Raw genomic sequence first — 22,700 nt, 5'->3', positions numbered from 1 at the left:
TTGCTTCAGGCCGCGTCGGGCATTCGTTCCAGCAATTTGTCGAGCGTGATCGGATAGTTCCGCACACGCACGCCGGTCGCGTTGTAGATCGCGTTGGCAACCGCGGCACCGACACCGCAGATGCCGAGCTCGCCGACGCCCTTTGCCTTCATCGGCGATGACATTGGATCGGTCTCGTCGAGGAAGATCACCTCCTGGTGCGGAATGTCGGCGTGCACCGGCACCTCGTAGCCGGCAAGGTCGTGGTTGACGAAGAAGCCGCGTCTCGTGTCCACGGCAAGCTCCTCCATCAGGGCCGCGCCCGCGCCCATGGTCATCGCACCGATGACCTGGCTGCGTGCGGTCTTCGGGTTGAGGATCCGCCCTGCCGCGCAGACCGCCAGCATCCGCCGGATGCGCGTCTCGGCGGTGGCGGCATCGACGCCGACTTCGACGAAATGGGCTCCGAAGGTGGATTGCTGATGGGTCTCGTCGAGATCGCCGAACTCGATGGCGTCCTCGCCGACGAGAGGGCCGGCCTCTGCCGCACGGGCGAGAGGTACGCTGCGGTTGCCGGCGCGAACCTCGCCGTCGGTGAATACCGCCTCGCTGGAGTTGATCCCCAATGTCTGGGCAACCGTCTCCCGCAGTTTCACGCAGGCGGCGTAGACGCCGGCCGTCGAGCTGTTGGCGCCCCATTGCCCGCCCGAACCCGACGACACCGGAAAGTTCGAGTCGCCGAGCCGGACGATGACCTTGTCGAGGTCGACACCCAGCATCTCGGCCGCCGTCTGGGCGATGATCGTGTAGCTGCCGGTGCCGATATCGGTCATGTCGGTCTCGACCGTCACCACGCCTTGCCTGTCGAGACCGACACGCGCCGCCGATTTCGTGACGAGGTTGTTGCGGAAGGCACTTGCGACGCCGATGCCCACGAGCCAGCGGCCGTCGCGCGCCTGGGCCGGCCGCTGGCTGCGACGGCTCCAGCCGAAGCGCTCGGCGCCGATCCTGAAGCATTCATTGAGGCGGCGCATCGAGAAGGGCCGGTGCGGCTTTTCCGGATCGACCTGGGTGTCGTTGAGAACGCGGAAGGCGATCGGATCCATCCCGAGTTTCTCGGCCATCTCGTCCATGGCCATTTCAAGCGCCATCAACCCCGGCGCCTCGCCCGGCGCGCGCATGGCGTTGCCTTCCGGCAGATCCAGCACGGCCAGGCGCATCGCCGTCATCCGATTTGCCCCGGCATAGAGCAGGCGGGTCTGCTGGACCGCCACTTCGGGGCCACCGCCGGGCAGATCCCCGGACCAGCTTTCGTGGCCGATGGCCGTGATCGTGCCGTCCTTCGTCGCGCCGATCCGGATGCGCTGGATCGTGGCGGGGCGATGCGTGGTGTTGTTCATCATCAACGGGCGATGCAGGGTGACCTTGACGGGGCGCTCCGCAGCGCGCGCGCCGAGCGCCGCCAGCAGCACATCCGCGCGCAGGAAGAGCTTGCCGCCGAACCCGCCGCCGATGAAGGGCGAGACCACGCGCAGGTTCGCCCTGGGAATGCCGAGCGTCTGGGCAAGGTCGGTCGCAGCCCAGTCGACCATCTGGTTCGAGGTCCAGACGGTGAGCTTGTCGCCCTCCCAGGCCGCGAGCGTCGCGTGCGGCTCCATCATCGCGTGGCTCTCGTCCGGCGTCGTATAGGTCTGGTCGAGGCTGACCGGAGCTGCTGCGAAAGCGCCGGTGAAATCGCCGACCTGCGTGTCGGTCGGGGTGGATTCCTCGCTCGGCGGCTTGACGGCGCGCTCCTTCTCGGCCGCCAGATCGAAGGCACCCTGGCTCGGGGCGTAGTCGACGCGCACGAGGCTTGCGGCCGCGCGGGCCTGCTCGAACGTCTCCGCCACGACCAGCGCGACGGCCTGGTGATAATGCTCGATCTCGGGACCGCCGAGCAGCGTCGCGGTATTCCGCTTGCCCTTGCCGAGCTTGCCGGCATCGCTCGCCGTCACGATGGCGAGCACGCCGGGCGCAGCCCTGGCTTCCTTCAGGTCGATCGACAGGATACGCCCCTTGGCGATCGCCGCTCCCAGCACATAGCCATAGGCCTGGTTCGGGGCGGCATCGTGCCGCTCATAGGCATAAGGCGCCGTGCCTGAGACCTTGAGCGGGCCGTCGATACGGTCACGCGGCTGGCCGATGACGGTCGTTTGATCGATCGGGTTTTGCGTCGCGGGGATCTCGAATTTCATGATCAGGCCCTCGCTTCGGACAGGACTGCACTGAGCGTGCGCTCGACCAGCGGCAGCTTGAACGCGTTCTCGCGTGTCGGCCTGGCGCCCTCGAGCAGGGCTGCCGCCGCGGCCTTGGCGCCGCGCCTGAGCTCCGCCTCCGCGGCCTCGCTCCGCCAGGGTCTTGGGGCGATGCCGCCGAGCGCGATACGGCCGGAGCCGTCCCGCTGGATGACGGCAGCGACCGAGACCAGCGCGAAGGCATAGGACGCGCGGTCGCGCACCTTGCGATAGATCTGCCTGCCGCCGATGGGTCTTGGCAATCTCACGGCCGTGATCAGCTCGCCTTGCGCCAGGGTGGTCTCGAGATGGGGTGTCGTCCCGGGCGCGCGATGCAGCTCGGCGAGCGGGATCGTCCGCGTCGTTGCGTCGGCCTTGACGGTCTCGACCGTGCCGTCGAGCGCGCGCATGGCCACCGCCATGTCGGAAGGGTGCGTCGCAATGCAGGCCTCGCTGACCCCGATGACGCCGAGTTGCCGGCTGAATCCGCCAAGCGCCGAGCAGCCGCTGCCGGGCTCGCGTTTGTTGCAGGGCTGGGCGGTGTCGTAGAAATAGGGACAGCGGGTCCGTTGCAGCAGATTGCCGGCGGTTGTCGCGCGATTGCGGAGCTGGGCCGAGGCCCCCGCCAGCAGGGCGCGGGACAACACGCCATAGTCGCGCCGGACGCGCGCATCGGCAGCCAGCGCGGTGTTGCGCACCAGCGCGCCGATCCGCAGGCCGCCATCGTCCGTGGTTTCGATCGTGTCGAGCTTCAGGCCGTTGACATCGATCAGGTGCGACGGCGTTTCGATCTGCAGCTTCATCAGATCGAGCAGGTTCGTGCCTCCGGCGATGAATTTTGCCTCTGGGTTCCCGGCTGCCGCGGCTGCCGCCGCAGCCGGGGAGTTTGCGCGCTCATAAGTGAAAGCTCTCATCCCTGCCTCCCGCCGATTTCGACCATCGCCTCGACGATGTTGGAGTAGGCGCCGCAGCGGCAGATATTGCCGCTCATGCGCTCGCGGATTTCGGTCTCGCTCGCCACGACCGCAGCCGTCAGGTCGGCGGTGACATGGCTCGGGATGCCGGCTCTGATCTCGTCGAACATCGCGACGCCCGAGCAGATCTGGCCGGGTGTGCAGTAGCCGCACTGGAAGCCGTCATGCCTGACGAAGGCGGCCTGCATCGGATGCAGCTTGTCCGCGGTCCCCAGGCCTTCGATCGTCGTGACGCTGGCGTTCTGGTGCATGACGGCAAGCGTCAGGCAGGAATTGATCCGCTGGCCATCGACGATCACCGTGCAGGCGCCGCACTGGCCATGATCGCACCCCTTCTTCGTACCGGTGAGATGCAGATGTTCGCGCAGGGCATCGAGCAGGGTGGTGCGGGTATCGATCGACAGCGCGTGCCGGCGGCCGTTCACCTCGAACGACACGTCATGGAGCACCGGTGCTCCGACCGGCGCCGGCTGGGCATGCGCGCTCGCACCCATGGCGGGCAGCGCTGCACAGGCGCCGGCGACGACCATCAGGTCACGCCTGTTCAATGCGAGTTCGCTGGGATTTGGCATATCCGCCTCCGTGTCTTGTCGTGGTGTCTTGGCGTGGTGTCTTGGCGTGGTGTTGGTGTTGCAGCCTTTGGCGCCTGCGCCCAGGCTCGCTGCCGCGCTGTCGGAACAACCGCGAAAGGGCCGTCCAGTTCATTCCGTTTCTAAATGAGGGAGTACACAACGACGTCATCAGGGCCCGGGCGCATCATCTCCGACCACGCGGGCACGTTGCTTTCAGCCATCAACTAATGTCCGGAAGTACCTGATAAATATCCGCTCTTGCCGTGCTCTTGCCATCTGCGCGCCTGGCCTTGCGATGCGTGTGCTCCTGGCGCCGCGCCAACCCCGGAACAAATCGTTTTCCGGAGGCTTCCTCCCCAACAGGAGCAAGCCATGCGAACAGGAGGACGCCATGCCAAAGCCCCGCGAAAATCCTGCGCTGCTCGAGGACGAGCGCAAACCGCCAACCCCGACCAAGAGCCCGATCGCGTCGGATCCGGTCACCACGGGCCGCCGCGTCAGCGACCGCACCAATGTTCATGACGAAGGCAGCGATGCCAACGACACGCCGGATGGCTTGACGGAATCCGAAGAGGCCATCCGGCGCGCGGCCGAAGATGTGCCGACGGGAGACCCTTTGGCCGGCAAGACAGAGTCGGTGCCGGTCTTCGATCGCGGTGGACTTCCACCGAAGGTCTGAGCGCAGCGAGGACGGGAAACTTGCAGAGAGGGACCACAATGGACTTTGCGCCGCGGGCGACCAGCGGCGCGCTTGCGCCCGCTAGCGCCGGCGGCCGATGGCAGACATAGGCGGGCGGCGATGCTCTACAGACATGCTGCAGTCGATCGCGAAATCGTCCTGATACAAGCGTCCAATCAGATCAACTGCGGCCGGTTGCCAGCGCCTGGCCCTCAGGCCTGCGCTCTCAATCCGGCGGGCGAGGTTTGCGTGTCGAAGAAGACCTCGCAGGACTCGGCAACCCGCTCCACGGCATCGTCGCCCACGTCCAGATGGGTCACCCAGCGCAGCGTTCCGTATCGCCCGCCGACCGCGATGCCGCGACCGCGCAGAAACGCGACGAAAGCACTGACATCAAGCCCCTTGGGCGTCATGAACACCATGTTCGTGCGTGATGGTCCCGCGCCAAGCTCGGGATAACGCGCCAGCACGGTCGCGAGATCTGCGGCGCGGCGATGATCGTCACCGAGCCGCGCGACGTTGTGTTCCAGGGCGTAGATCGCGGCCCCGGCCAGCACGCCGGTCTGGCGCATGCCGCCGCCCAGCATTTTCCTGATCCGGCGGGACTTCTCGATGAAGTCCCTGGGGCCGACGAGGACCGATCCAACCGGCGCTCCCAGCCCCTTGGAGAGACACAGGGACACGGTGTCGAACTGCGCCGCAATCCATGCCGCGTCCCGGCCACTCGCCACGGCAGCGTTCATCAACCGCGCACCGTCCAGATGCGTCGCAAGCCCGCGAGAACGGGCGAGTTCAGTTGCGGCTTGCAGATAGGCGTCGGGCAGGACCAGGCCGTTGAAGGTGTTTTCCAGCGCGAGCAGCCGTGTGACTGCAAAGTGAAAGTCGTTCGGCTTGATCGCGTTCGCAATGGCGTCCAGTGCGATCGTCCCATCCGGCTCATTGGGCAGAGGCTGCGGCTGGATCGACCCCAGGACCGCGGCGCCGCCGCCCTCGAGCCGATAGGTGTGAGCCATCTGGCCGACGAGATACTCGTCGCCGCGGCCGCAATGAGCCATGAGCCCGGCCAGGTTTGCCTGCGTGCCGGTGGGGAAGAAGAGCGCGGCTTCCTTTCCCAATCGCTCGGCGACGATCGCTTCCAGGCGCCTGGTGGTCGGGCAGTCATCGTAGACGGCGTCGCCAACCTCGGCCGCAGCCATGGCAGAGCGCATCCCCGCATCGGGGCGCGTGACCGTATCCGAACGGAAGTCGTCCACTAGCATCGATCAGATCCTCGTTGAGCGTGAACGTGCCCCCGCGAGGGCCGATTGGGTGCTGGATGAAACATGATGCAAGGCCTTCGGTTGGACCAGCTCCGCATCAAACCTCCCGCCCCTCTCTATAAGCACTTGACGCAGCAGCAAACTCAGGCCCCCCAGCGCACGCATGCGCTGTCGATATGGGAGACTTTGGGGGCCTTCCAGCCCAATGACCCCAAACGACCCGAGCCTCAAACGACCCAAGTGAGACCTTCGCGGCAGAGCGCGGGACGGGAGAGTTTGGCCCATTCCGGACTTTGATAGCGTCCCCTGTCGGCGTCTTGGTTCATGGATAATCCGGTGTTAGCCAAGGGGGCGATAGCCAACTTTAGGCCATCTCAGTGGGGGCATTGTCCTCGAGGTAAATGTCTCACGTTCGAATCGTGTCGGGAGCGCCATTCTCGCTTCATCAACGACTTGGTTCGCGCTAGGACCCGCTTCAAGGCGTGATTGGGCAGGCGTTGGGACCAGCGCGACCTCGCTCTGGCGACTTCGCTGCGGCGATATTTGGTCAGATTTGGCGGATCGGCTGTTTCGAACCAGGACCGCGACGAGTGCGCTGATACCCTACAGGTGTTGGAGATTTACCAGCGCCTGCCGTAGTGCCCAACAACTGGTCAGTTATTGTAGTATACGGCGCGGCGAATGCCCGCACGAACAACAGGTCGGCCATAGTAGCCGCCGCCATAGTAGCTTCCACCGTAGTAGCCGCCGCCATAATAGCCGCTACCGCCATAGTAAGTTGAGGCCGGCGTGTTGTAGTAGACGGTCTGCGGATAGCCGCTCACGATTCCCGGATCGCAATATCCGCTGCCGGAATATGTGGTGGTGGCATAGGAAGCGTCGCTATAGCCGCCATTGGTATTATAGCCGTATTCGGCAGGAGCGGCGTAGCCATAGCCTGAACCGTAGCCGTAGCCGCTGCCGTAATAGGCAGCACCTGCTGCGAGACCGACACCCGCTGCGAGCGCCCGGCCACCGTAGTACCGGTTGCCGTAGTAACCGCCACGGTATGCCGCCCCACGGTAAGCTCCACGGTATCCGGCACGGTACGCGCCACGATATCCGACGCGATAGCCACCGCCCACGGCAGTGCCTCGGTATCCACCACCTGCGCCGATACCACGGCGTTGGGCTTCCGCATCACTCGGGGTGAAGACGAGACTGCCGACGCCAATCAGAGCGGCAACAGGGAGTGCAAGAAGTGTATTCATGACTTCACCTGTGTCAAAGCCCGCCACTGGATTGCAGACGCGCGGCTGGACTTGTCCGCGAGGCAATTCGATGAATTCCTTAACGGAATGATAACATGTTTATTTCGATGAGTCCCAGCGGGGCATCACCACGCCCGGCTGCCTTCCTGTGCTGCGACTGCCAAGTCCACAGCGCACCCAGATCAGCGACGCGTGCGTCTGCGACAGAATGCAATGGCATTGGCTCATCTTCATGCCGCAGCGCGTGCATTGCTATAATCGGGAGAGCCAATAGGCCGTGCAAGGAGTGGCAAGATTCAATGGTGCCGTAGCGGCTTAATCGGAAAATCTTCTGCACCTGCCCTAATGGTCCCCACCGTGGTTGGAATATCGGGTGGCGTTCCCTATGCTGCTGAAGGAGACCCATTCTCATGAGCTACGTTCAGCGCGTCTTGCAGCCCAATGAGCAGGTCCGGCACATCTCGTCCATTCATTGGATAGTGTACTGGCCCGGTGTTGCGGTTGCGCTCCTAGCCGTGGTCGCTTACTGGCTCAGCTATTCGCAGTTCCTGCCGGGGCTTTGGCGGTATACGGGACACGCCCTCGCCCTGGTTGCGGCGGTCCTCCTGATTCAGCAATGGTTCCACTCGTGGGTCACCGAGATCGCAGTCACCAACCGACGGGTCATCTACAAGAAAGGTCTCATCCAGCGGGAGACCACGGAGATGAACATGGACAAGGTCGAGAGCGTCCAGATCGATCAATCAATCTTGGGGCGCATGCTCGACTATGGCAACGTGACGATCCTTGGCACCGGCGAAGGTTTCAAGACGCTCCGCACCATCGCCAACCCAATCGAGCTTCGAAACAGCATCACGGGAAACGACGCACAGGGCTAACCGGTGACGAATAGGGGCAGCGTCGAACCGAGTTTGCTCAGGCGGCCGGCGATTTCAAAACCGGCGGGATGTTTCGACGGATGAGGACGCGGCCATGCCGCCATGGAGAGCTTCTTCTCCACCCCGAAAACCGAGCGGATCAGGGGCAGGTCTATCGGACGCGCGATGCCGCAAGAGCCGATGTGCTCGATTACATCGAGCGGTTCTACAACACGATCCGCAGGCACTCGACCATCGGCTATGTCAGTCCGGTTGAGTTCGAAAAGGAGGTCGGACTAGCCTAACTGATGGTCCACAGAACCGGCAGCAGGCGCCGGGTGCAGCCTGCGAACGCTTGAGGCCGTGTTCAATCGTTTTCGCGACCAGACGCCGTTAGCCGCTCTCCATCGTATCCGGCTCGACCTGATAAGAGATGAACTGGCCAACCGCTCCACTGAGGCGGTCGTCAGCCAAGTTGCTCGCCGATACGCCTTCACAAATTTGGCGCGGTTTGCGACCGCTTATCAACGCCGGTTTGGTGAGACACCCAACGAGACCGCTAAGCACACGCTTAAAGGGCGGCCGGGCCAGGCCGCCGGTTTGCGTGGTCACTTCGGTGCTTTCCTACGTCCGGTTTGAGCAATGGCCTAACGTCGGCAGTTGGCGCGTGGCTGCCTCAAGCTAGCCGGCCGTCGCAATGACCGGGTGGGGCGGGAGGCGGACCAAAGGGAGCCTTGGACGTCGACACAAATGCCAGATCTATGCTTGCCGGTGGTATAGGATCTTATCGATCGCCCTCCCCCGGGCGAGTTCGTCGATGAGCTTGTCCAAATAGCGGATCTCCTGCATCAACGGCTCGGCTATGTCTTCGACTCGGACACCGCAGACAGTTCCCCTTATGTCGGCACGCGCAGGATTGAGCGCCGGCGCCTGGGCGAAGAATGTCTCGTAGTCTGTATTCTTCGCGAGCTGGGAGGAGAGCGCCTCTTGGTCGTAGCCGGTCAGCCAGTGGATGATTTGGTCGACCTCCGCTTTCGTGCGGCCCTTCCTCTCCGCCTTGGCAACCAGAAGCGGATAAACTTTGGCGAAGCTCATTCTGTAGATGGGGTGCTGGGCCATCACGTCCACTATTACAGGTCGGCGCGAGCACAAGGTGCGCAGACGTAAGAGAGCAAACCTTAGGCCGTGGTTCAAGCTTCGGGGTCGGCCAGGACGCCCCGAAGCTTCCCAAGCCTATCAGGTTGTGTGCTTGGGAAGGCCCGGCTCATCTCCCCCGACCAGTCCAGTTGAGTTCCGGTTTGGGTCGGCTTCGGAGATGCCGCTGTCGCGCTTGTGAGGTCCGCTTTCGGGAGCCAAAGCCCGGTTGTGGCGCCGAGCGGAAGAGGAGCCTTTGCCAACATGTCGAGCCAACTACTCGGCATCGCCTTGCATCGACGGATGAGCACTCTGAAATGCGGGGTGATCGTTGCACAAGCGCTCGACCCGCAGGATTCGCGGGCAACTGTCCATCGGCACCTGGAAACGCCGCGCCGCGTAGACCTGGGGCAGCAGGTAGACATCCGCCAAACCGGGCTGGGGGCCGAAGCAATAGCCCTCTTCGCCAATCAATGCGTCGACTGCGGCCAGCCCCTGCCCAATCCAAGTGGTGATCCAGGCCGTGACCTCCGGTTCGGCATGCCCAAGGGTTCGCCGAAGGTAGGAAAGCGGCGCGACATTGTGGAGGGGATGAATGTCACAGCCAATGATCGCTGCGACAGCCCGGACCTTTGAACGCATGATCGGGTCGCGCGGGAGGAGAGCCGGAGCCGGATATATCTCCTCGAGATATTCGATAATGGCGGGTGATTGGGTCAGGATGGTCCCGTCGTCGAGTTCCAGTGCCGGCAACCGACCTTGCGGGTTGAGCGCACGATAGCTCTCGCCATGTTGCTCTCCCCCGTTCCGTACGAGATGAACGAAGCTCTGTGTGGCCTCGAGCCCTTTGAGCGCGAGCGCAATGCGAACGCGGTATGAGGAGGTGGATCGCCAATAGGTATAAAGTTTCATCGTGCCTCCCCCTCGACACGGAACGATGGCAGCCCGGCATTCATCGAAGCCATTTGGCGCCAAGCCGCTGCGCCTGCCAAGGGATTTCAGGATGACCTGGTCGCCCTCTTCGAGAAAGCTTCGTCCCTCGCCGGAGGCGAGAATGATCGGCCGAGTGCCGCCGTGGGTCGCTTCGAGGATGCTGCCGCAGCTGCCCGGACCTGAACCGGAACTCGTTCTACTGGCCCCTTCCTGACGGCAATTGCGTCCGCTGGATCATCGGACCGGAGATCGTATCCGGTCCGATGATCCAGCCTTTTGTGTTTGCATCGGCTTTGCCCCGAAAACCGCAATCCACTTTTCGGGCCGATGCTTTATCGGGCAGCCCGGTTTCACAGGTGATGTGACCTCGATCACAGACGGACAGTCAGGTGCGCGAAGTAAGGTAGAACACCCTCCCCCTCTGGACCCGCCACCACGGCGGGTCTTTTTTTGGGCGGATCTTTTCTTGGCGCGTATTCCTGGAATGCGGCTCGCCGCGTTCGCCGACGACCGCGCCAAGCGCGACGCGGGTCGAGGCCGGCCAGGTTCTGGCCACGGTTTTGCCAGTCGTCCTGGCCTGATCAGGTCAAGCTGCCGACCCAGGCCTGGGCGCTTCGCCGGCCTCCCATCGGCGTCAATCCTCACGCTTTGCGCGAGAGGCCGACGACGACCACGACCGTAATCATCAGGCAGCTCACGACGATCAAGGCCGTGGACAGGGAGACGGCCGTCATCACCGCACTGGCGACGATGACGCCGGTCGCGTTTGCGGTGCGAAGCAGTGCGAAGACCTCCGGCCGCTTCTTCGGAGGCGCAAGCGCGTCGAGAGCGAGCGAGTAATAGGTGCCGAGCGGCGCCAGAACCGCTCCGACAAGGACCGCGCCGAGGACCGTGACCGCCATCGAGATCTGGAGCGCAACGATGATCGAGCCAAGCGTCATGACCGTCAGCTGGATCAGGACGGCCCTGCGTGTCTGCATGCGGTTGCGAACGCTGACCCAAACGCCGCTCGCCACCGAAGCGAGGCAAAGCGGCACCGTGAACAGGATGGCGAGGGTCGGTTCGTAGCCGAAATGCACGGCGAGAGCGACAGCACCGATCTCGAGCGCCGCCACGGTCGATCCGCCCGCCGCGGCGCAGATCAGCCAGAGCAGGATGGCCGGGCTGATGACCGACGCATCGGGATGATGCGCCTCTTCCGGTGCCACTGACGCTGTCGTCGGCACTAGCAGGGCGGGGATGGCCCCGAGCGCCGCGACGACCAGCACGGCGAAGACCGGCGAGACGCTGCCCAGCCCGGAGGCGGCCACGGGAGCCAGGACGAACGTGACCTCGTTGAGGGTCGCTGAGATGCCGAGCGCTCTCGGCAATTTCGAGGCCGGCGCCAGCGCGTTGAGCACCGTCCGCAGATAGCCGAAGGCGGCGCCGTTCACCGCCCCCGCAAGCGCTGAAAATGCGATGAGCCAGCCGAACGCGGCCGAGTAGTGAGCCAGCACCGCGATGGACGCGAGCGCAATGGTCCGGAAGACCACCAGCAGCCGCAGGAACGTCGTCACCGGAAAGCGTGCCCCGGCCCGGGTGATCGGGATCGCACCGATCACTTGAGCGAGCGTCATTGCCAGGATCATCGCCGCGCCGCCGCTGGTGTCTCCGGTGAGAGCCAGGGCGACCAGCGCGAAGGCGACCGGCCCTGCCGCCTGCGGGACAGTGAGCGTCGCCGATGAGATGAACCACCGGACGAGCAGGGCTGTGCTCGATGTCCCAGGTTTAAGTTTAGCCACGCACGGGAACCAAAAAACGGGCCGGGCCGGCCCCGGAGATGTAATCCCGTAACAGGATCGAGGACGTACCCTCGCCGGCCTGCGTAGCAATATTCGGTATGCTGTCAATCGAGCTGGAAGAGCCCGGCAGTTCGCCGTGTTGACGGCCGAACCGCGGTCGGGCACCTTCGCCTTGTCCTTTCGCGATTAATCTTCCCTTAAGAATTTCAGGGTCCCTTCCAGTGACGACGGTCCGCCGCTTGCGGCGGCCCGAAGCCCGTAATCAGGAGGTTGCCGCATGAAGCGCGCCGTGATCGCTGCAAATGCTGTCCGTCCCATCGGTATGAGCCGCTCCGGCCGCAAGGCGATCCCGCTTCTGATTTCACTGGCTGCACCGGCCCTGGGCGCCTGCAGCATGTCGCCCGTCGAGACCGCTTCGACGGCTGCGCCCGCAGCAAAGGATCCCCGTGAGGCGCGCAAGCGCGCCGTCGCCCTGGCGAAGGCCGACCCGCGCGAGAAGGAGTGCCTCGTCCGCGCGATGTATTTCGAATCGAACCGTTCGAGCGATGCGGGCCTGCTCAGCGTCGGCACGGTCGTGATGAACCGGGTGGAATCGCCGCGCTATCCCGAGACGATCTGCGGCGTCGTCGGCGCACCGCGTCAGTTCGCCTCCGGCGTGCTGACACGCCCGATGGCTGCACGCGACCTGCCGAAGGTCGAGGCGATCGCGGAAGACATCCTCAACGGGCGGCGCCACGAGCCTGTCGGAGCGGCCAAGCATTTTCATATGGCCGGCCTGCGCTTCTCCTATCCCAACATGCACTACGTGACGTTGGCAGGCGGCAACGCCTTCTATGTGAAGGGCGAACGGCCCGAGCGGCGTCGCATCGAGGAGCCGGCCTATCAGCTCGCTGCGGCCGCAGCCCCTGCGGCTCCCGCCACCACCGCTTCGATTGTGCCGGCATCCTTCGCTGCAGCGCCGCGGGCTTTCGCGCCGGCCACCTCCGCGCCGGTCATCCCTGCGCCGGCAGCTGCGGCGCCCGCAAACCCGGCTTCGACCCTCGTCAGCACGATGCGGCTGCCGCCCAGCCGGCCATACGATCTCGACCTGCCCAAGAAGGCCCTGCGTGCCTTCAACGCGCCGCCGGCGAGCGGCGTGCGTGTGGCTGCGCTGACGCCCGAAACCCGCGGCCTTCGCAGCGGTCTGCCGCTGGACTGAGTTGCGCGACCGCGGGCGCTGGCGCATCGCCGATCGGGGTTGATCCAGAGGCAATCGGCTGATTGTCGTCGCCCGGCGCGCAGGCGAGAACACGGCACGCATCAAATGCCGCCGCTGCGTCGCCCGTGTGTTCGCGCGTCCCGCGCATTGCAGGGTGCAACTGCCTGCACTGCCGAATCGCCCGCCAGCCATGCAGTCTCTCGAGGCAGGGAGCGGCGGCCGGTGCCGGGGTCACCATTCGCTCCGCTCGACCGGCTCAACGGGGAATGGACATGGAAGATCGCGTCAACGCTTTCGTGCCCGGGCCGCGGGTGCGCATCCCGGGGCGGACAGGCGGACCGCTTGCCGGCCTGACTTTCGCTGCCAAGGACCTGTTCGATGTCGCCGGCGTGCCAACCGGTGGCGGCAACCACGATTGGGCAAAGTTCAATCCTGTGCCGGAACGCCACGCGTGGGCCGTGCAGACCTTGCTCGACGCCGGCGCCGAACTCGTCGGCAAGACGATAACCGACGAAGTCTCGCTCGGAATCCTCGGCGAGAACCCGTTCGACGGAACGCCTGTCAATGCTGCGGCGCCCGGCCGCGTGCCAGGCGGCTCGTCTTCGGGTTCGGCGGCCGCGGTCGCCGCCGGCCTCTGCGACATCGCGCTCGGCACCGACACCGGCGGGTCGGTGCGCGTGCCCGCGAGCTTCTGCGGGCTCCATGGCATTCGCCCCACTCATGGCCGGCTCGACGTGTCCGGCATGATGGCGCAGGCGCCGAGCTCCGACACCACGGGCTGGTTCGCCCGTGACGCACGCAGCTTTGCCAAAGTCTCGACCGTGATGCTCGGCGAAGCACCCGGCGCCTTGCCAACGACGCTTCTCGTCGCCGCCGACGCCTTCGGCTTCGCCGATCCGGATGTGGCTGCGGCGCTGGCGCCCATGGTCGAACGCCTCGGGCGTATCGTCGGGCATGTGCGCGAAGAGATCATGGCTCCGCAGGGGCTCTCCGTCTGGGCAAGGGCCCAGCGGACGCTCCAGCCGGTCGAAGCCTGGCAGACCTTCCAGCCCTGGATCGAGCGTGCGAACCCGCGGATGGCGTTCAGCGTCGTCTCCGGCCTGCTCACCGGCGCTCAGATGCCCGCGGCCGAACGCAACTGGGCGGCACTCATGCGTCAGGAAGCGCGTGCGAGACTGCGCCATTTGCTCCCGCCGGGGACGATCCTGTGTCTACCGACCACGCCTTTCCCCGCGCCGTCGCGTGGCCTGCCGCTCGCGGAGCTGCAGCCCCTGCGTGATCGGATCAGCTGCCTGTGCGCGCAGGGCGGCCTCACCGGGTCGCCGCAGGTGAACCTGCCCGGCGCCACGGTGGACGGCGCACCGGTCGGGCTTTCGATCATCGGCGGACGCGGTACGGACGCCACCCTTGTTGCCGTCGCTCAGGCCTTGGACGCTGCATCATGACCGATCTGACCCCCAACCTCCCCGAAGTCGTCGCCGAGATGGCCGCGCTGTTCGAGCGCTACGAGCAGGCGCTGATCGACAAGAATGTCGACGTCCTCGACGCGACCTTCTGGGACAGCCCGCACACGATCCGCTACGCGCTCCACGAGAACGGCTACGGCTTCGCCGAGATCCACGCCCATCGCATCGCGCGGCCACCAGGGCCCGGCATCAAGGAGAAGCGGATCAGGCTCGAGATCCTGACACTGGGACGCGACATCGCCACCGTGAACCTCGAGTTCAAGGTGCGGGGCCGCGATCTGATTGGCCGGCAGAGCCAGAGCTGGGTGCGCTTTCCCGACCTTGGCTGGAAGGTGATCTCCGCTCATGTCTCGACGATGGACGGGGCGCCGCTCTGGTGAGGGTTTGGATCATCGGCCTCCCCGAAAACCACAATCCACTTTTCGGGCCGATGATCTAACCTACTGGCATCGGCTTTGCCCCGAAAACCGCGATCCACTTTTCGGGCCGATGCGCTAAGGCTGAAGCCCGACGCTTAAGGAGATTCGCCTTGTCTGCCCCTGCCCCTTCGCTCGCCTGGTCCCATCTCGCCGGCCGCGAGGTCTCGACCTGGTCGGAAGAGTGGCGGCACGAATGCGAGATCGCCTATCTGCTGGCGATGCCGACTGCGAAGCGCAACAGCTTTCTCGATGGCGTACCCGGCTCGACCGATCGCGAGGAGCGCGGCATCAAGGGCGTTCGCGGCGAGGCGGCCGTGGCTGCGCTGCGCGCCGACATCTCCCGCCTGCACGCCCTCAAGTCCAAGACTTGAGTGGCTTCAAGGCTTGAGCGGCGCGGCTGTCGCCGATCGCCTCAGCCATCATTCGACGAGTTGAGATCCTCGGGCTTCAGCACGTCCTCTCCGATGAGGCCCGCCGCCTGCCGCAGCGCGTCGTTGACGCGATCCTGCCAGCCGGGCCCGCCGCCCTGGAAATGGTCGAGCACATCGCGGTCGATCCGCAGCGTCACCATCTCCTTCGCGCCTGGCAGCGCGGGCCGCTTCGCGATCACGGGCGGAGCTTTCGGCGCGGCCGGCTTGAACAGGGCCTCCGCCTGGTCGCGGGCGCTTGTCGGCCGGCGCGGTCTGTCGTTGTTCATGATGCATCCCTGCTCTTGCTACGGGCTTTCCTGACGACGTCAGGCTCGTTGGTCAGGCGCTCGCGGCGCTCCGTCTTCTCTTCCGGGCTCGCGTCCATGTCGCTCATGGCGCGGTCCGCCGCGCGCGCGGCGCCGGCCCGCACCGTGCTGGCTCTGACCTTGAGCGAAGCATGTGACGCTGTGGGAACAGTCGCGGGCATAAAGCCCTTCGGGAGGCGCACGCCCGCCCCTTCGCCGTTCTCGGCAATGAAGATGACGCCCGCTTCGGACAAGGCGGCCTGCATCTTCTCGACGCTGCTCATCCTGGCATCCTGCCCCGCTTCAAAGCGGTTGACGGTGTTGACGCCGACGCCGGCCCTTTGGGCCAGCTCGGGCATGCTCCAGTTCAGGGCCGCCCGCGCCATTCGGCATTGATATGATTTCATATGGTGTAATTATCACCATATGAGATGAACTTCAAGCCCATCGACTTGGTCCGGCACATGCTGGCCGGGAGGCTGCCGCCGCGCGTGATCAACGAGCAACGGACCCAAGGGAGCGCCGTTGCTGCGATGCTGTCAGCAACGGCACATATCCGCAGAAGGCCGGAAGCCCCGATCATTGCCGGGGCTTTGTCCAGGAGAACTCTACAACGGCCGCACATAGGGCGGATAGGGCGGAGCCTCTGGATCGAATTGCGTCCAGCCTTCCCGCTCATAGGCGGTTCGGCGGTCGACCTTATCGATCGGCGTCGCGCCGTCCATGATCGCTTCCACGGTTGGCGCCTGTTCGTCAGTTGCCCTGACCGACACGACGCTGCCGCCCCGCCTGACCGTCTCGGCATAATAGTGGGCATCCTTCTCGTCGACGCCCGAACTCGTCAGAGCGCCCACAAGGCCACCGGCAACCGCGCCGGTCGCAGCCCCTGCCGCAGTTGCGGCAAGCCAACCGGCGGCCACGACAGGGCCGACGCCTGGAATCGCGATCAGGCCAAGCCCCGTGAGCAGTCCGGCAGCACCGCCGACAAGACCGCCGATGCCGGCTCCCTCCGCGGCATTGTTATCGGTTTCGAGACCGTCACGGCGGGCAACCATGCTGATATCCGAATCGGCAACGCCGGCGTCTTTCAGCTTCCGAACCACGCCGACGGCCTGATCATACATGTCGTAGGAACGAGTGATCGTCTGTGTCATGGGGAAGATCCTCAGTTGTGCCGGATGTTGCCGCGATAATCGACGCTGACATTGACAGCCTGTCCGCCATGGGTCGCCCTGCCCCTCCAGACGCCGTTGTCATCCTTCTTGAGTTCGGACACCCCGCTATAGCCGTTAGCCTCCAGCCGGCTCTTCGCCTGGCCCTCGGTGAAGCTGTTGGCGCCCGGCAGCGGTGCGTTCGCATCGGCCGGAGCATTGGGCGATGGAGTGGGGGCGGTGGTCGACGTCTGAGCCTGCGCACCCAGAATCATGGCAACGCCGAATACCGTCACGATCAATGTCCGTTTCATCGGGCATCTCCCTGAACGATTGGCCTATATGCCCGATCAAACGACAGCATTGCGCACTTGTTCCATGGGAACCGTTGCCGGCATTTCGCACGAAGCCGGCATGGGACCACCGGTTCGCGGTGTCGCCGCAACGCGAAACCTTGCTTTCTTTTCTTGCACCGTCGTTCTCGCACCCGTCTACCCATGCGCCAGCCCCAACGGAACGCAGCCGGCGGGGCCAGGTCCCGTTCCGGAACGATTCAAGGGACCAGCGTGTTGGGAGATTCAAGCCAGAAGGGAGAAGGCCAGGACAGGTCAAAGGCCAGGACGGGAGAAAGGCCAAGACGGGAGAAGGGCAATGACGGGTGATTGGAGCTTCGTCGTCTGGATCGTTGTGATGGCCATACCGGTGGGGCTGTTTCTGGCGACGCGATGGTCGCGTTCGCGTGGTCCCTCTGATGCGATGAATAAGGACGAGCCCGACAAGATGCCTTGAAGCCGTGCAAGCCATCCAGGCCATCCATGGACGTCGTTACCCGCGTCATGGGAACGCAAGCGCGCTGTAACCGAGGTCTTGCGTTGCGGAGGCGCCGGCCCGAACAAAGCCCGGCCGCGAAAGCAGCCCCGCCCCATGGCGCCGTGCCCTGGCAAGACACCCTCCCCTTTGGAGAGGCGGCGCAAGCAGAGGCTCGGATCACCTCGATGAGCACGAAAAAGACCGTCAGCAGATGCTGGCGGTCCTTTTTGCGTCTATGTCTCGAGGAACGCTTCCCGAAAATCGCAATCCACTTTTCGAGCCGATCATCTCATCTTTTGTGTTGGCATCGGCTTTGCCCCGAAAACCGCGATCCACTTTTCGTAGCCGATGCCTTAGATGAACAGCGGGTCGGTCGAGAACGGCGCGGGCGCCGGGCCGAACAGGAAATCATCCTGGTCGAGGAAAACCTCCTGCCCGGCATTCTCGAAGAGCGAGATCTTGCCGCGGCTCGAGGTGATCGTCGTCTCGAACTCCTCGTTGACGATCGAGAGGTCAGAGAACTGCAGGCCGCTGCCGCGCAGGTCGAACAGGTCCGAACCGTCCTGGAAGCCCGAGACCGTGTCGCCGAAAAAGCTGCCTTCCGTGCTCCAGCGCCCGGTTCCGCTGTATACGAATAGGTCCTGCGCATTATCCAGCTCGAAACCGAACTCGTCGCGTCCGGCCTCCATCTGGTCGTCGGCCGCACCGCTGATCAGCCGATCCGAGCCGCTTTCCCCGTTCATGGATGAGCCGACCGTGCCGGCATGCAGCTCGTCATTGCCGGCCTCGCCCCGCAGCGTGTTATCGAAGTTGTTGAAGGAGGTGTCGCTGCCGAACAGGACATCGTCGCCCTCGCCGCCAAACGCCGTGCCGCCTCCGTCGCTGGTCGCCAGCGTCAGCTGGTCATTGCCCGCCTCGCCAAACAGGTTGTCGAAGCCGCCCGGGCCGCCATCGAGGACATCGTTGCCGGCGCCGCCATGGACCTCGTCATTGCCAGCAAGCGCAGTGACCTGGTCGTTGCCGCCCGCCGCGAAGATCCGGTCGTCGCCCGGCGTGCCGGTGATGACATCATCGCCATTCGTGCCCGCGATGATGAACTCGGTGCTGGCGAAATCGCCGGTCGTGAAGTTCTGGAGCCCGGCGAACTCGACCGTGAAGTCGTTGGCATCGAGCAGGCCGTCATCATTGGTGTCGGCGACCAGGAAGGTATTGCCGGCGCGCTGGATATAGCCCAGCTGCGTCAGCTCATCGCCGCCGCCCGGCAAGGCCGCACCGATCTGCGGATTGGCGTCGATCTGGCCGACCCAGGCGAACTCGTCGCCCGAGAGCCGGAGATCATCGCCACCGGCCAGTCCGGCGCCCTGGAAGTCGGCCACGAAATCGCGCACCGAGAAGGTCGAATCCGGCTGGAAGGAGCCGGCGTTGAAGTTGAATTCGTCGTTGCCGTCGCCGCCCTCGATCCGGTCGGCGCCTTCTTCGCCTTCCAGTTCGTCGATGCCCGCCCCGCCATTCAGCTGATCGTTGCCGAAGCCGCCGAACAGGTCGTCGTTGCCAGCGTCCCCGGACATGACGTCGTTGCCATCGAGGCCGAAGAGATCGTCATTGCCTGTGCCACCGGAGAGCGTGTCGTTGCCGGCATCGCCATCGACATTGTCGTTTCCGGCACCGCCGGAGACGGTATCGTTGCCGTCGCCGCCCGCCAGCACGCTGTCATTGCCGCCGCCGCCGTCGATGATGTCATTGCCGGCCTCGCCTGTGAGGAAGTCGCGGCCTTCGCCGCCATTGATCACATCGGCGCCAGTGCCGCCCCGGATCCGGTCGACCCCGTCACCGCCATTCAGCGTGTCGGCGCCATCGCCGCCTTCGATGACGTCATCGCCGCCAAGGCCATTGACCGTGTCGCTTCCCCCCAGGGCCAGGATCGTGTCGTTGCCCTGGGTGCCGTTGATCGTGTCGGGCCCATTGGTGCCGGCAATGACGAAGCGCGTGGTGCCGAAATCCGACTGGACGAGGTTGAGCTGGCCGGTGAGACGGATCGTGAGGTCTCCTGCATCATAGCTGCCATTGTCGTTGCTGTCGGCCAGCACGAAGGTGTTGCCGCCGCTGAAGGCGAATGAGACAGCCGCCAGCCTGTCGCCGGCAGTGCCGATCGAACTGCCGATCAGGGGCATGGAGGGAAGGCTCCCGCCGAAGGTGAGGCGCGTCGCTGAGCCGGACGGCAGGAGTTCCAGCGTGTCGCCAACGGCGTTCCCGGCGCCCTGGAAGTCGGTCACGATATCGGTGAGTGCCGCGGTGGAGACTCCGCCAAACGGGTCCCACTCGAACCTGTCATTGCCGGCGCCGCCGGTCAGGGTGTCGATGCCCGCAATCTCGAAGATGGAGTCGCCCGCGAGCGAGTCATTGCCGTCACCGCCTTGCAGCAGATCGGCGCCGCCTCCGCCGTCCAGCAGATCGTCGCCCTCGCCCCCCTCGATCGTATCATTGCCGCCGAAGCCGAGCATGAAATCGGCGCCCGCAAAACCGCGGATAAGGTCGTCTTCTTCGGTGCCGAACAGGAAGTCGTCACCGGCTGTGCCGTCGATAATGGCCATGATCCTGCTCCGAATTGGTGGAAACGCCCCCCGGAGCCCATGGTTTCTGGCAGATGGAAGCCGTATGCTCGTCGCTGGTCGGGCCACTCGTCCGGCCGCGTCTTCGCGATCAGGTGGGATGCCGCACCCCACCTGGAATCGGCCTGCTTACCCGAAACCGGTGTTCACCAAGCTGACAGGACCTGTCAGCTTCTTGTCAGCTCCGCGCTCCGTTCCGGATAAGTGCGTCCGAGCCCGCTGGAGCATCGAACCGGATCCGTATCCGGTCCGATGCTCCAACCTTCCGCGTTGACGAAAACCGCAATCCACGTTTCGTAGCCGATGCCTTAGATGAACAGCGGGTCGGTCGAGAACGGCGCGGGCGCCGGGCCGAACAGGAAATCATCCTGGTCGAGGAAAACCTCCTGGCCGGCATTCTCGAAGATCGTGATCGCCCCGCGGTTCGAGGTGATCGTCGTCTGGAACTCCTCGTTGACGATCGAGAGGTCAGAGAACTGCAGGCCGCTGCCGCGCAGGTCGAACAGGTCCGAACCGTCCTGGAAGCCGGAGACCGTGTCGCCGAAGAAGCTGCCTTCCGTGCTCCAGCGCCCGGTTCCGCTGTAGACGAACAGGTCCTGCGCATTATCCAGCTCGAAACCGAACTCGTCGCGCCCGGCCTCCATCTGGTCATCGGCCGCACCGCTGATCAGCCGATCCGAGCCGCCTCCCCCGTTCATGGATGAGCCGACCGTGCCGGCATGCAACTCGTCATTGCCGGCATCGCCCTGCAGGCTGTTGTCGAAGTTGCTGGAGGAGGTGTCGCTGCCGAACAGGAGGTCGTCGCCTTCGCCGCCCGAGGCCACGCCGCCGCCGTCGCTGGTCGCCAGCGTCAGCTGGTCATTGCCCGCCTCGCCAAACAGGTTGTCGAAGCCGCCCGGGCCGCCATCGAGGACATCGTTGCCGGCGCCGCCATGGACCTCGTCATTGCCAGCAAGCGCAGTGACCTGGTCGTTGCCACCCGCGGCGAAGATCCGGTCGTCGCCCGGCGTGCCGGTGATGACATCATCGCCGTTCGTGCCCGCGATGATGAACTCGGTGCTGGTGAAATCGCCGGTCGTGAAGTTCTGGAGCCCGGCGAACTCGACCGTGAAGTCGTTGGCATCGAGCAGGCCGTCATCATTGGTGTCGGCGACCAGGAAGGTATTGCCGGTGCGCTGGATATAGCCCAGCTGCGTCAGCTCATCGCCACCGCCCGGCAAGGCCGCACCGATGCGCGGATTGGCGTCGATCTGGCCGACCCAGGCGAACTCGCCGCCCGAGAGCCGGAGCACATCGCCACCGGCCAGTCCGGCGCCCTGGAAGTCGAGCACGAAATCGCGCACCGAGAAGGTCGAATCCGGCTGGAAGGCGCTGGTGAAGAAGTTGAGCCGGTCGTTGCCGTCGCCACCCTCGATCCGGTCGGCGCCTTCTTCGCCTTCCAGTATGTCGATGCCCGCACCGCCACTCAGCTGATCATTGCCTTCGCCGCCGAACAGGTCGTCGTTGCCAGCGTCCCCGGACATGACGTCGTTGCCCTCGAGGCCGAAGAGATCGTCACTGCCGGTGCCACCGAAGAGCGTGTCGTTGCCGGCGTCGCCATCGACATTGTCGTTTCCGGCACCGCCGGAGACGGTATCGTTGCCGTCGCCGCCCGCCAGCACGCTGTCATTGCCGCCGCCGCCGTCGATGATGTCATTGCCGGCCTCGCCTGTGAGGAAGTCGCGGCCTTCGCCGCCATTGATCACATCAGCGCCATTGCCGCCCCGGATCCGGTCGTTGCCGTCACCGCCATTCAGCGTGTCGGCGCCGTCGCCGCCTTCGATGACGTCATCGCCGCCAAGGCCATTGACCGTGTCGTTGCCGCCGAGCGCCAGGATCGTATCGTTGCCGGGGGTGCCGTTGATCGTGTCCGGCCCGTTGGTGCCGGCAATCACGAACTCCGTGCTGCCGAAATCCGACTGGACGAGGTTGAGCTGGCCGTTGAGGCGGATCGTGAGGTCTCCTGCATCATAGCTGCCATTGTCGTTGCTGTCGGAGAGCACGAAGGTATTGCCGCCGCTGAAGGCGTATGAGACGGCCGCCAGGCCGTCGCCACTCGTCCCGATCGAGCTGCCGATCACCGGCAGGGCCGCGAGCTGCCCGCCGAACGTGAAGCGCGTCGGCGCGTTGAACGTTATCAACTCCAGCGTGTCGCCGACGGCGTTCCCGGCGCCCTGGAAGTCGGTCACGATATCGGTAATCACTGAAGTGGAGGTTTCGCCAAACGGGTCCCATTCGAAGCCGTCATTGCCGGCACCACCGGTCAGGGTGTCGATACCCGCAAGCTCGGAGCTGGAGTCGCCGGAGAGCGCGTCATTGCCGTCGCCGCCTTGCAGCAGATCGGCGCCGGCTCCGCCGGCCAGAATATCGTCGCCCTCGCCGCCCTCGAGCGTGTCATTGCCGCCAAAGCCGAGGATGAAATCGGCCCCTGCCAAACCACGGATAAGGTCGTCTTCTTCGGTGCCGAACAGGAAGTCGTCACCGGGTGTGCCGTCGATATTGGCCATGATCCTGCTCCGATATGGTGGAAATGCCCCCTGGAGCCCATGGTTTCTGGCAGGCGGAACCTGGTCCTCGTCTGTGGCCGAGCCCGTCGTCCGGC

The 22,700-nt window shown here is 64.9% G+C and carries 20 protein-coding genes and 2 pseudogenes; 8 read left to right on the top strand and 14 right to left on the bottom strand.

Annotation, left to right across the window (positions count from 1 at the left end; translation table 11 throughout):
- Positions 1-5: 5 nt before the first annotated feature.
- From paoC to paoA, 3 genes are read right to left on the bottom strand one after another with little or no spacing between them, the layout of a single operon-like run.
- Positions 6-2,213 (bottom strand): aldehyde oxidoreductase molybdenum-binding subunit PaoC, encoded by a 2,208-nt coding sequence (paoC, locus tag FG93_RS16630; RefSeq protein ID WP_043236302.1) that lies wholly within the window; start codon positions 2,211-2,213, stop codon positions 6-8.
- A 2-nt stretch (positions 2,214-2,215) separates the two neighbouring features.
- Positions 2,216-3,166 carry a xanthine dehydrogenase family protein subunit M gene (locus FG93_RS16625; RefSeq protein WP_043236300.1) on the bottom strand — a complete coding sequence of 317 codons (951 nt, stop codon included), beginning with the start codon at positions 3,164-3,166 and terminating at the stop codon, positions 2,216-2,218.
- Complete coding sequence (gene paoA / locus FG93_RS16620) at positions 3,163-3,798, bottom strand: aldehyde dehydrogenase iron-sulfur subunit PaoA (protein WP_081881600.1); 636 nt, start codon at positions 3,796-3,798, stop codon at positions 3,163-3,165. Before paoA ends, FG93_RS16625 begins: the two co-directional genes overlap by 4 nt.
- Before the next feature lie 391 nt (positions 3,799-4,189).
- Here paoA and FG93_RS16615 point away from each other — a divergent pair, with 391 nt between their 5' ends.
- Complete coding sequence (locus tag FG93_RS16615; RefSeq protein ID WP_152579471.1) at positions 4,190-4,477, top strand: hypothetical protein; 288 nt, start codon at positions 4,190-4,192, stop codon at positions 4,475-4,477.
- A 212-nt stretch (positions 4,478-4,689) separates the two neighbouring features.
- Here FG93_RS16615 and ltaE read toward each other — a convergent pair whose 3' ends face one another.
- Together ltaE and FG93_RS31260 are read right to left on the bottom strand one after the other, a co-directional pair.
- Positions 4,690-5,736: a low-specificity L-threonine aldolase gene (ltaE, locus tag FG93_RS16610; protein ID WP_052513859.1), complete on the bottom strand. Its 1,047-nt coding sequence runs from the start codon at positions 5,734-5,736 to the stop codon at positions 4,690-4,692.
- Positions 5,737-6,389: 653 nt separating this feature from the next.
- A complete protein-coding gene (locus tag FG93_RS31260) occupies positions 6,390-6,986 on the bottom strand; it encodes a hypothetical protein (RefSeq protein ID WP_052513858.1) in 597 nt (198 codons plus the stop codon).
- A 410-nt stretch (positions 6,987-7,396) separates the two neighbouring features.
- Here FG93_RS31260 and FG93_RS16600 point away from each other — a divergent pair, with 410 nt between their 5' ends.
- From FG93_RS16600 to FG93_RS34050, 3 genes and pseudogenes are all read left to right on the top strand, one after another.
- Positions 7,397-7,864 (top strand): PH domain-containing protein, encoded by a 468-nt coding sequence (locus tag FG93_RS16600; RefSeq protein WP_043236292.1) that lies wholly within the window; start codon positions 7,397-7,399, stop codon positions 7,862-7,864.
- A gap of 93 nt (positions 7,865-7,957) precedes the next feature.
- Positions 7,958-8,148 (top strand): annotated as a pseudogene (locus FG93_RS16595) (IS3 family transposase); the annotation flags it as partial.
- A gap of 31 nt (positions 8,149-8,179) precedes the next feature.
- Positions 8,180-8,482: pseudogene (locus tag FG93_RS34050) on the top strand (helix-turn-helix domain-containing protein); the annotation flags it as partial.
- A 120-nt stretch (positions 8,483-8,602) separates the two neighbouring features.
- On the opposite strand, the gene FG93_RS16590 reads toward FG93_RS34050, so the two are convergent.
- The 3 genes from FG93_RS16590 to FG93_RS16580 all read right to left on the bottom strand — a co-directional run bounded on the left by FG93_RS16590 (position 8,603) and on the right by FG93_RS16580 (position 11,691).
- Positions 8,603-8,962, bottom strand: a complete 360-nt coding sequence (locus FG93_RS16590) for a DUF2200 domain-containing protein (protein ID WP_043236290.1) — start codon at positions 8,960-8,962, stop codon at positions 8,603-8,605.
- Positions 8,963-9,253: 291 nt separating this feature from the next.
- Positions 9,254-9,889 carry a maleylacetoacetate isomerase gene (gene maiA / locus FG93_RS16585; protein ID WP_043236288.1) on the bottom strand — a complete coding sequence of 212 codons (636 nt, stop codon included), beginning with the start codon at positions 9,887-9,889 and terminating at the stop codon, positions 9,254-9,256.
- Between the two features lie 662 nt (positions 9,890-10,551).
- Positions 10,552-11,691, bottom strand: coding sequence for an MFS transporter (locus tag FG93_RS16580; protein ID WP_244448639.1), 1,140 nt, complete (start codon positions 11,689-11,691; stop codon positions 10,552-10,554).
- 277 nt (positions 11,692-11,968) lie between these two features.
- Between FG93_RS16580 and FG93_RS16575 the strand changes: the two genes are divergently transcribed.
- The 4 genes from FG93_RS16575 to FG93_RS16560 all read left to right on the top strand — a co-directional run bounded on the left by FG93_RS16575 (position 11,969) and on the right by FG93_RS16560 (position 15,145).
- Complete coding sequence (locus FG93_RS16575; RefSeq protein WP_244448638.1) at positions 11,969-12,889, top strand: cell wall hydrolase; 921 nt, start codon at positions 11,969-11,971, stop codon at positions 12,887-12,889.
- Positions 12,890-13,161: 272 nt separating this feature from the next.
- Positions 13,162-14,334, top strand: coding sequence for an amidase (locus FG93_RS16570; protein WP_043236518.1), 1,173 nt, complete (start codon positions 13,162-13,164; stop codon positions 14,332-14,334).
- On the top strand, positions 14,331-14,735 hold the full coding sequence (gene hpxZ, locus FG93_RS16565; RefSeq protein WP_043236286.1) for an oxalurate catabolism protein HpxZ: 405 nt from the start codon (positions 14,331-14,333) through the stop codon (positions 14,733-14,735). Before FG93_RS16570 ends, hpxZ begins: the two co-directional genes overlap by 4 nt.
- Positions 14,736-14,884: 149 nt before the next feature.
- Positions 14,885-15,145: a hypothetical protein gene (locus FG93_RS16560; protein ID WP_043236284.1), complete on the top strand. Its 261-nt coding sequence runs from the start codon at positions 14,885-14,887 to the stop codon at positions 15,143-15,145.
- Positions 15,146-15,186: 41 nt separating this feature from the next.
- On the opposite strand, the gene FG93_RS16555 is transcribed toward FG93_RS16560, so the two are convergent.
- The 6 genes from FG93_RS16555 to FG93_RS16525 all read right to left on the bottom strand — a co-directional run bounded on the left by FG93_RS16555 (position 15,187) and on the right by FG93_RS16525 (position 22,605).
- Entirely contained in the window at positions 15,187-15,471 is a 285-nt protein-coding gene (locus tag FG93_RS16555; RefSeq protein WP_043236282.1) for a BrnA antitoxin family protein, read from the bottom strand.
- On the bottom strand, positions 15,468-15,875 hold the full coding sequence (locus tag FG93_RS33965) for a helix-turn-helix domain-containing protein (RefSeq protein WP_152579481.1): 408 nt from the start codon (positions 15,873-15,875) through the stop codon (positions 15,468-15,470). Before FG93_RS33965 ends, FG93_RS16555 begins: the two co-directional genes overlap by 4 nt.
- 222 nt (positions 15,876-16,097) lie before the next feature.
- Complete coding sequence (locus FG93_RS16540; protein ID WP_043236277.1) at positions 16,098-16,643, bottom strand: hypothetical protein; 546 nt, start codon at positions 16,641-16,643, stop codon at positions 16,098-16,100.
- Positions 16,644-16,654: 11 nt separating this feature from the next.
- The gene (locus tag FG93_RS16535) at positions 16,655-16,954 is read right to left on the bottom strand and encodes a PepSY domain-containing protein (RefSeq protein ID WP_043236275.1); all 300 of its coding nucleotides are present in this window, start codon (positions 16,952-16,954) and stop codon (positions 16,655-16,657) included.
- 849 nt (positions 16,955-17,803) lie between these two features.
- Positions 17,804-20,041 (bottom strand): calcium-binding protein, encoded by a 2,238-nt coding sequence (locus FG93_RS16530; RefSeq protein WP_052513855.1) that lies wholly within the window; start codon positions 20,039-20,041, stop codon positions 17,804-17,806.
- Between the two features lie 326 nt (positions 20,042-20,367).
- Positions 20,368-22,605 carry a calcium-binding protein gene (locus FG93_RS16525; RefSeq protein ID WP_052513854.1) on the bottom strand — a complete coding sequence of 746 codons (2,238 nt, stop codon included), beginning with the start codon at positions 22,603-22,605 and terminating at the stop codon, positions 20,368-20,370.
- Between the last annotated feature and the right edge of the window lie 95 nt (positions 22,606-22,700).

This window comes from Allobosea sp. LC85, from assembly GCF_000735605.1.
Taxonomy (GTDB): Bacteria; Pseudomonadota; Alphaproteobacteria; order Rhizobiales; family Beijerinckiaceae; genus Allobosea.
The sequence above is the reverse complement of the archived record's forward strand: the minus strand, read 5'-3'. Positions and strand labels throughout refer to the sequence as shown.

Excerpts from the sequence above, each read along its gene's own strand:
- FG93_RS16535 (WP_043236275.1), bottom strand. The coding sequence starts at position 16,954 with ATGAAACGGACATTGATCGTGACGGTATTCGGCGTTGCCATGATTCTG.
- FG93_RS16540 (WP_043236277.1), bottom strand. The coding sequence starts at position 16,643 with ATGACACAGACGATCACTCGTTCCTACGACATGTATGATCAGGCCGTC.
- hpxZ (WP_043236286.1), top strand. The coding sequence starts at position 14,331 with ATGACCGATCTGACCCCCAACCTCCCCGAAGTCGTCGCCGAGATGGCC.
- FG93_RS16615 (WP_152579471.1), top strand. The coding sequence starts at position 4,190 with ATGCCAAAGCCCCGCGAAAATCCTGCGCTGCTCGAGGACGAGCGCAAA.
- FG93_RS16530 (WP_052513855.1), bottom strand. The coding sequence starts at position 20,041 with ATGGCCATTATCGACGGCACAGCCGGTGACGACTTCCTGTTCGGCACC.
- paoA (WP_081881600.1), bottom strand. The coding sequence starts at position 3,798 with ATGCCAAATCCCAGCGAACTCGCATTGAACAGGCGTGACCTGATGGTC.
- ltaE (WP_052513859.1), bottom strand. The coding sequence starts at position 5,736 with ATGCTAGTGGACGACTTCCGTTCGGATACGGTCACGCGCCCCGATGCG.
- FG93_RS16575 (WP_244448638.1), top strand. The coding sequence starts at position 11,969 with ATGAAGCGCGCCGTGATCGCTGCAAATGCTGTCCGTCCCATCGGTATG.
- FG93_RS16570 (WP_043236518.1), top strand. The coding sequence starts at position 13,162 with ATGGAAGATCGCGTCAACGCTTTCGTGCCCGGGCCGCGGGTGCGCATC.
- FG93_RS16600 (WP_043236292.1), top strand. The coding sequence starts at position 7,397 with ATGAGCTACGTTCAGCGCGTCTTGCAGCCCAATGAGCAGGTCCGGCAC.
- FG93_RS33965 (WP_152579481.1), bottom strand. The coding sequence starts at position 15,875 with ATGGCGCGGGCGGCCCTGAACTGGAGCATGCCCGAGCTGGCCCAAAGG.
- FG93_RS16555 (WP_043236282.1), bottom strand. The coding sequence starts at position 15,471 with ATGAACAACGACAGACCGCGCCGGCCGACAAGCGCCCGCGACCAGGCG.
- FG93_RS16525 (WP_052513854.1), bottom strand. The coding sequence starts at position 22,605 with ATGGCCAATATCGACGGCACACCCGGTGACGACTTCCTGTTCGGCACC.
- paoC (WP_043236302.1), bottom strand. The coding sequence starts at position 2,213 with ATGAAATTCGAGATCCCCGCGACGCAAAACCCGATCGATCAAACGACC.
- maiA (WP_043236288.1), bottom strand. The coding sequence starts at position 9,889 with ATGAAACTTTATACCTATTGGCGATCCACCTCCTCATACCGCGTTCGC.
- FG93_RS16625 (WP_043236300.1), bottom strand. The coding sequence starts at position 3,166 with ATGAGAGCTTTCACTTATGAGCGCGCAAACTCCCCGGCTGCGGCGGCA.
- FG93_RS16590 (WP_043236290.1), bottom strand. The coding sequence starts at position 8,962 with ATGGCCCAGCACCCCATCTACAGAATGAGCTTCGCCAAAGTTTATCCG.
- FG93_RS31260 (WP_052513858.1), bottom strand. The coding sequence starts at position 6,986 with ATGAATACACTTCTTGCACTCCCTGTTGCCGCTCTGATTGGCGTCGGC.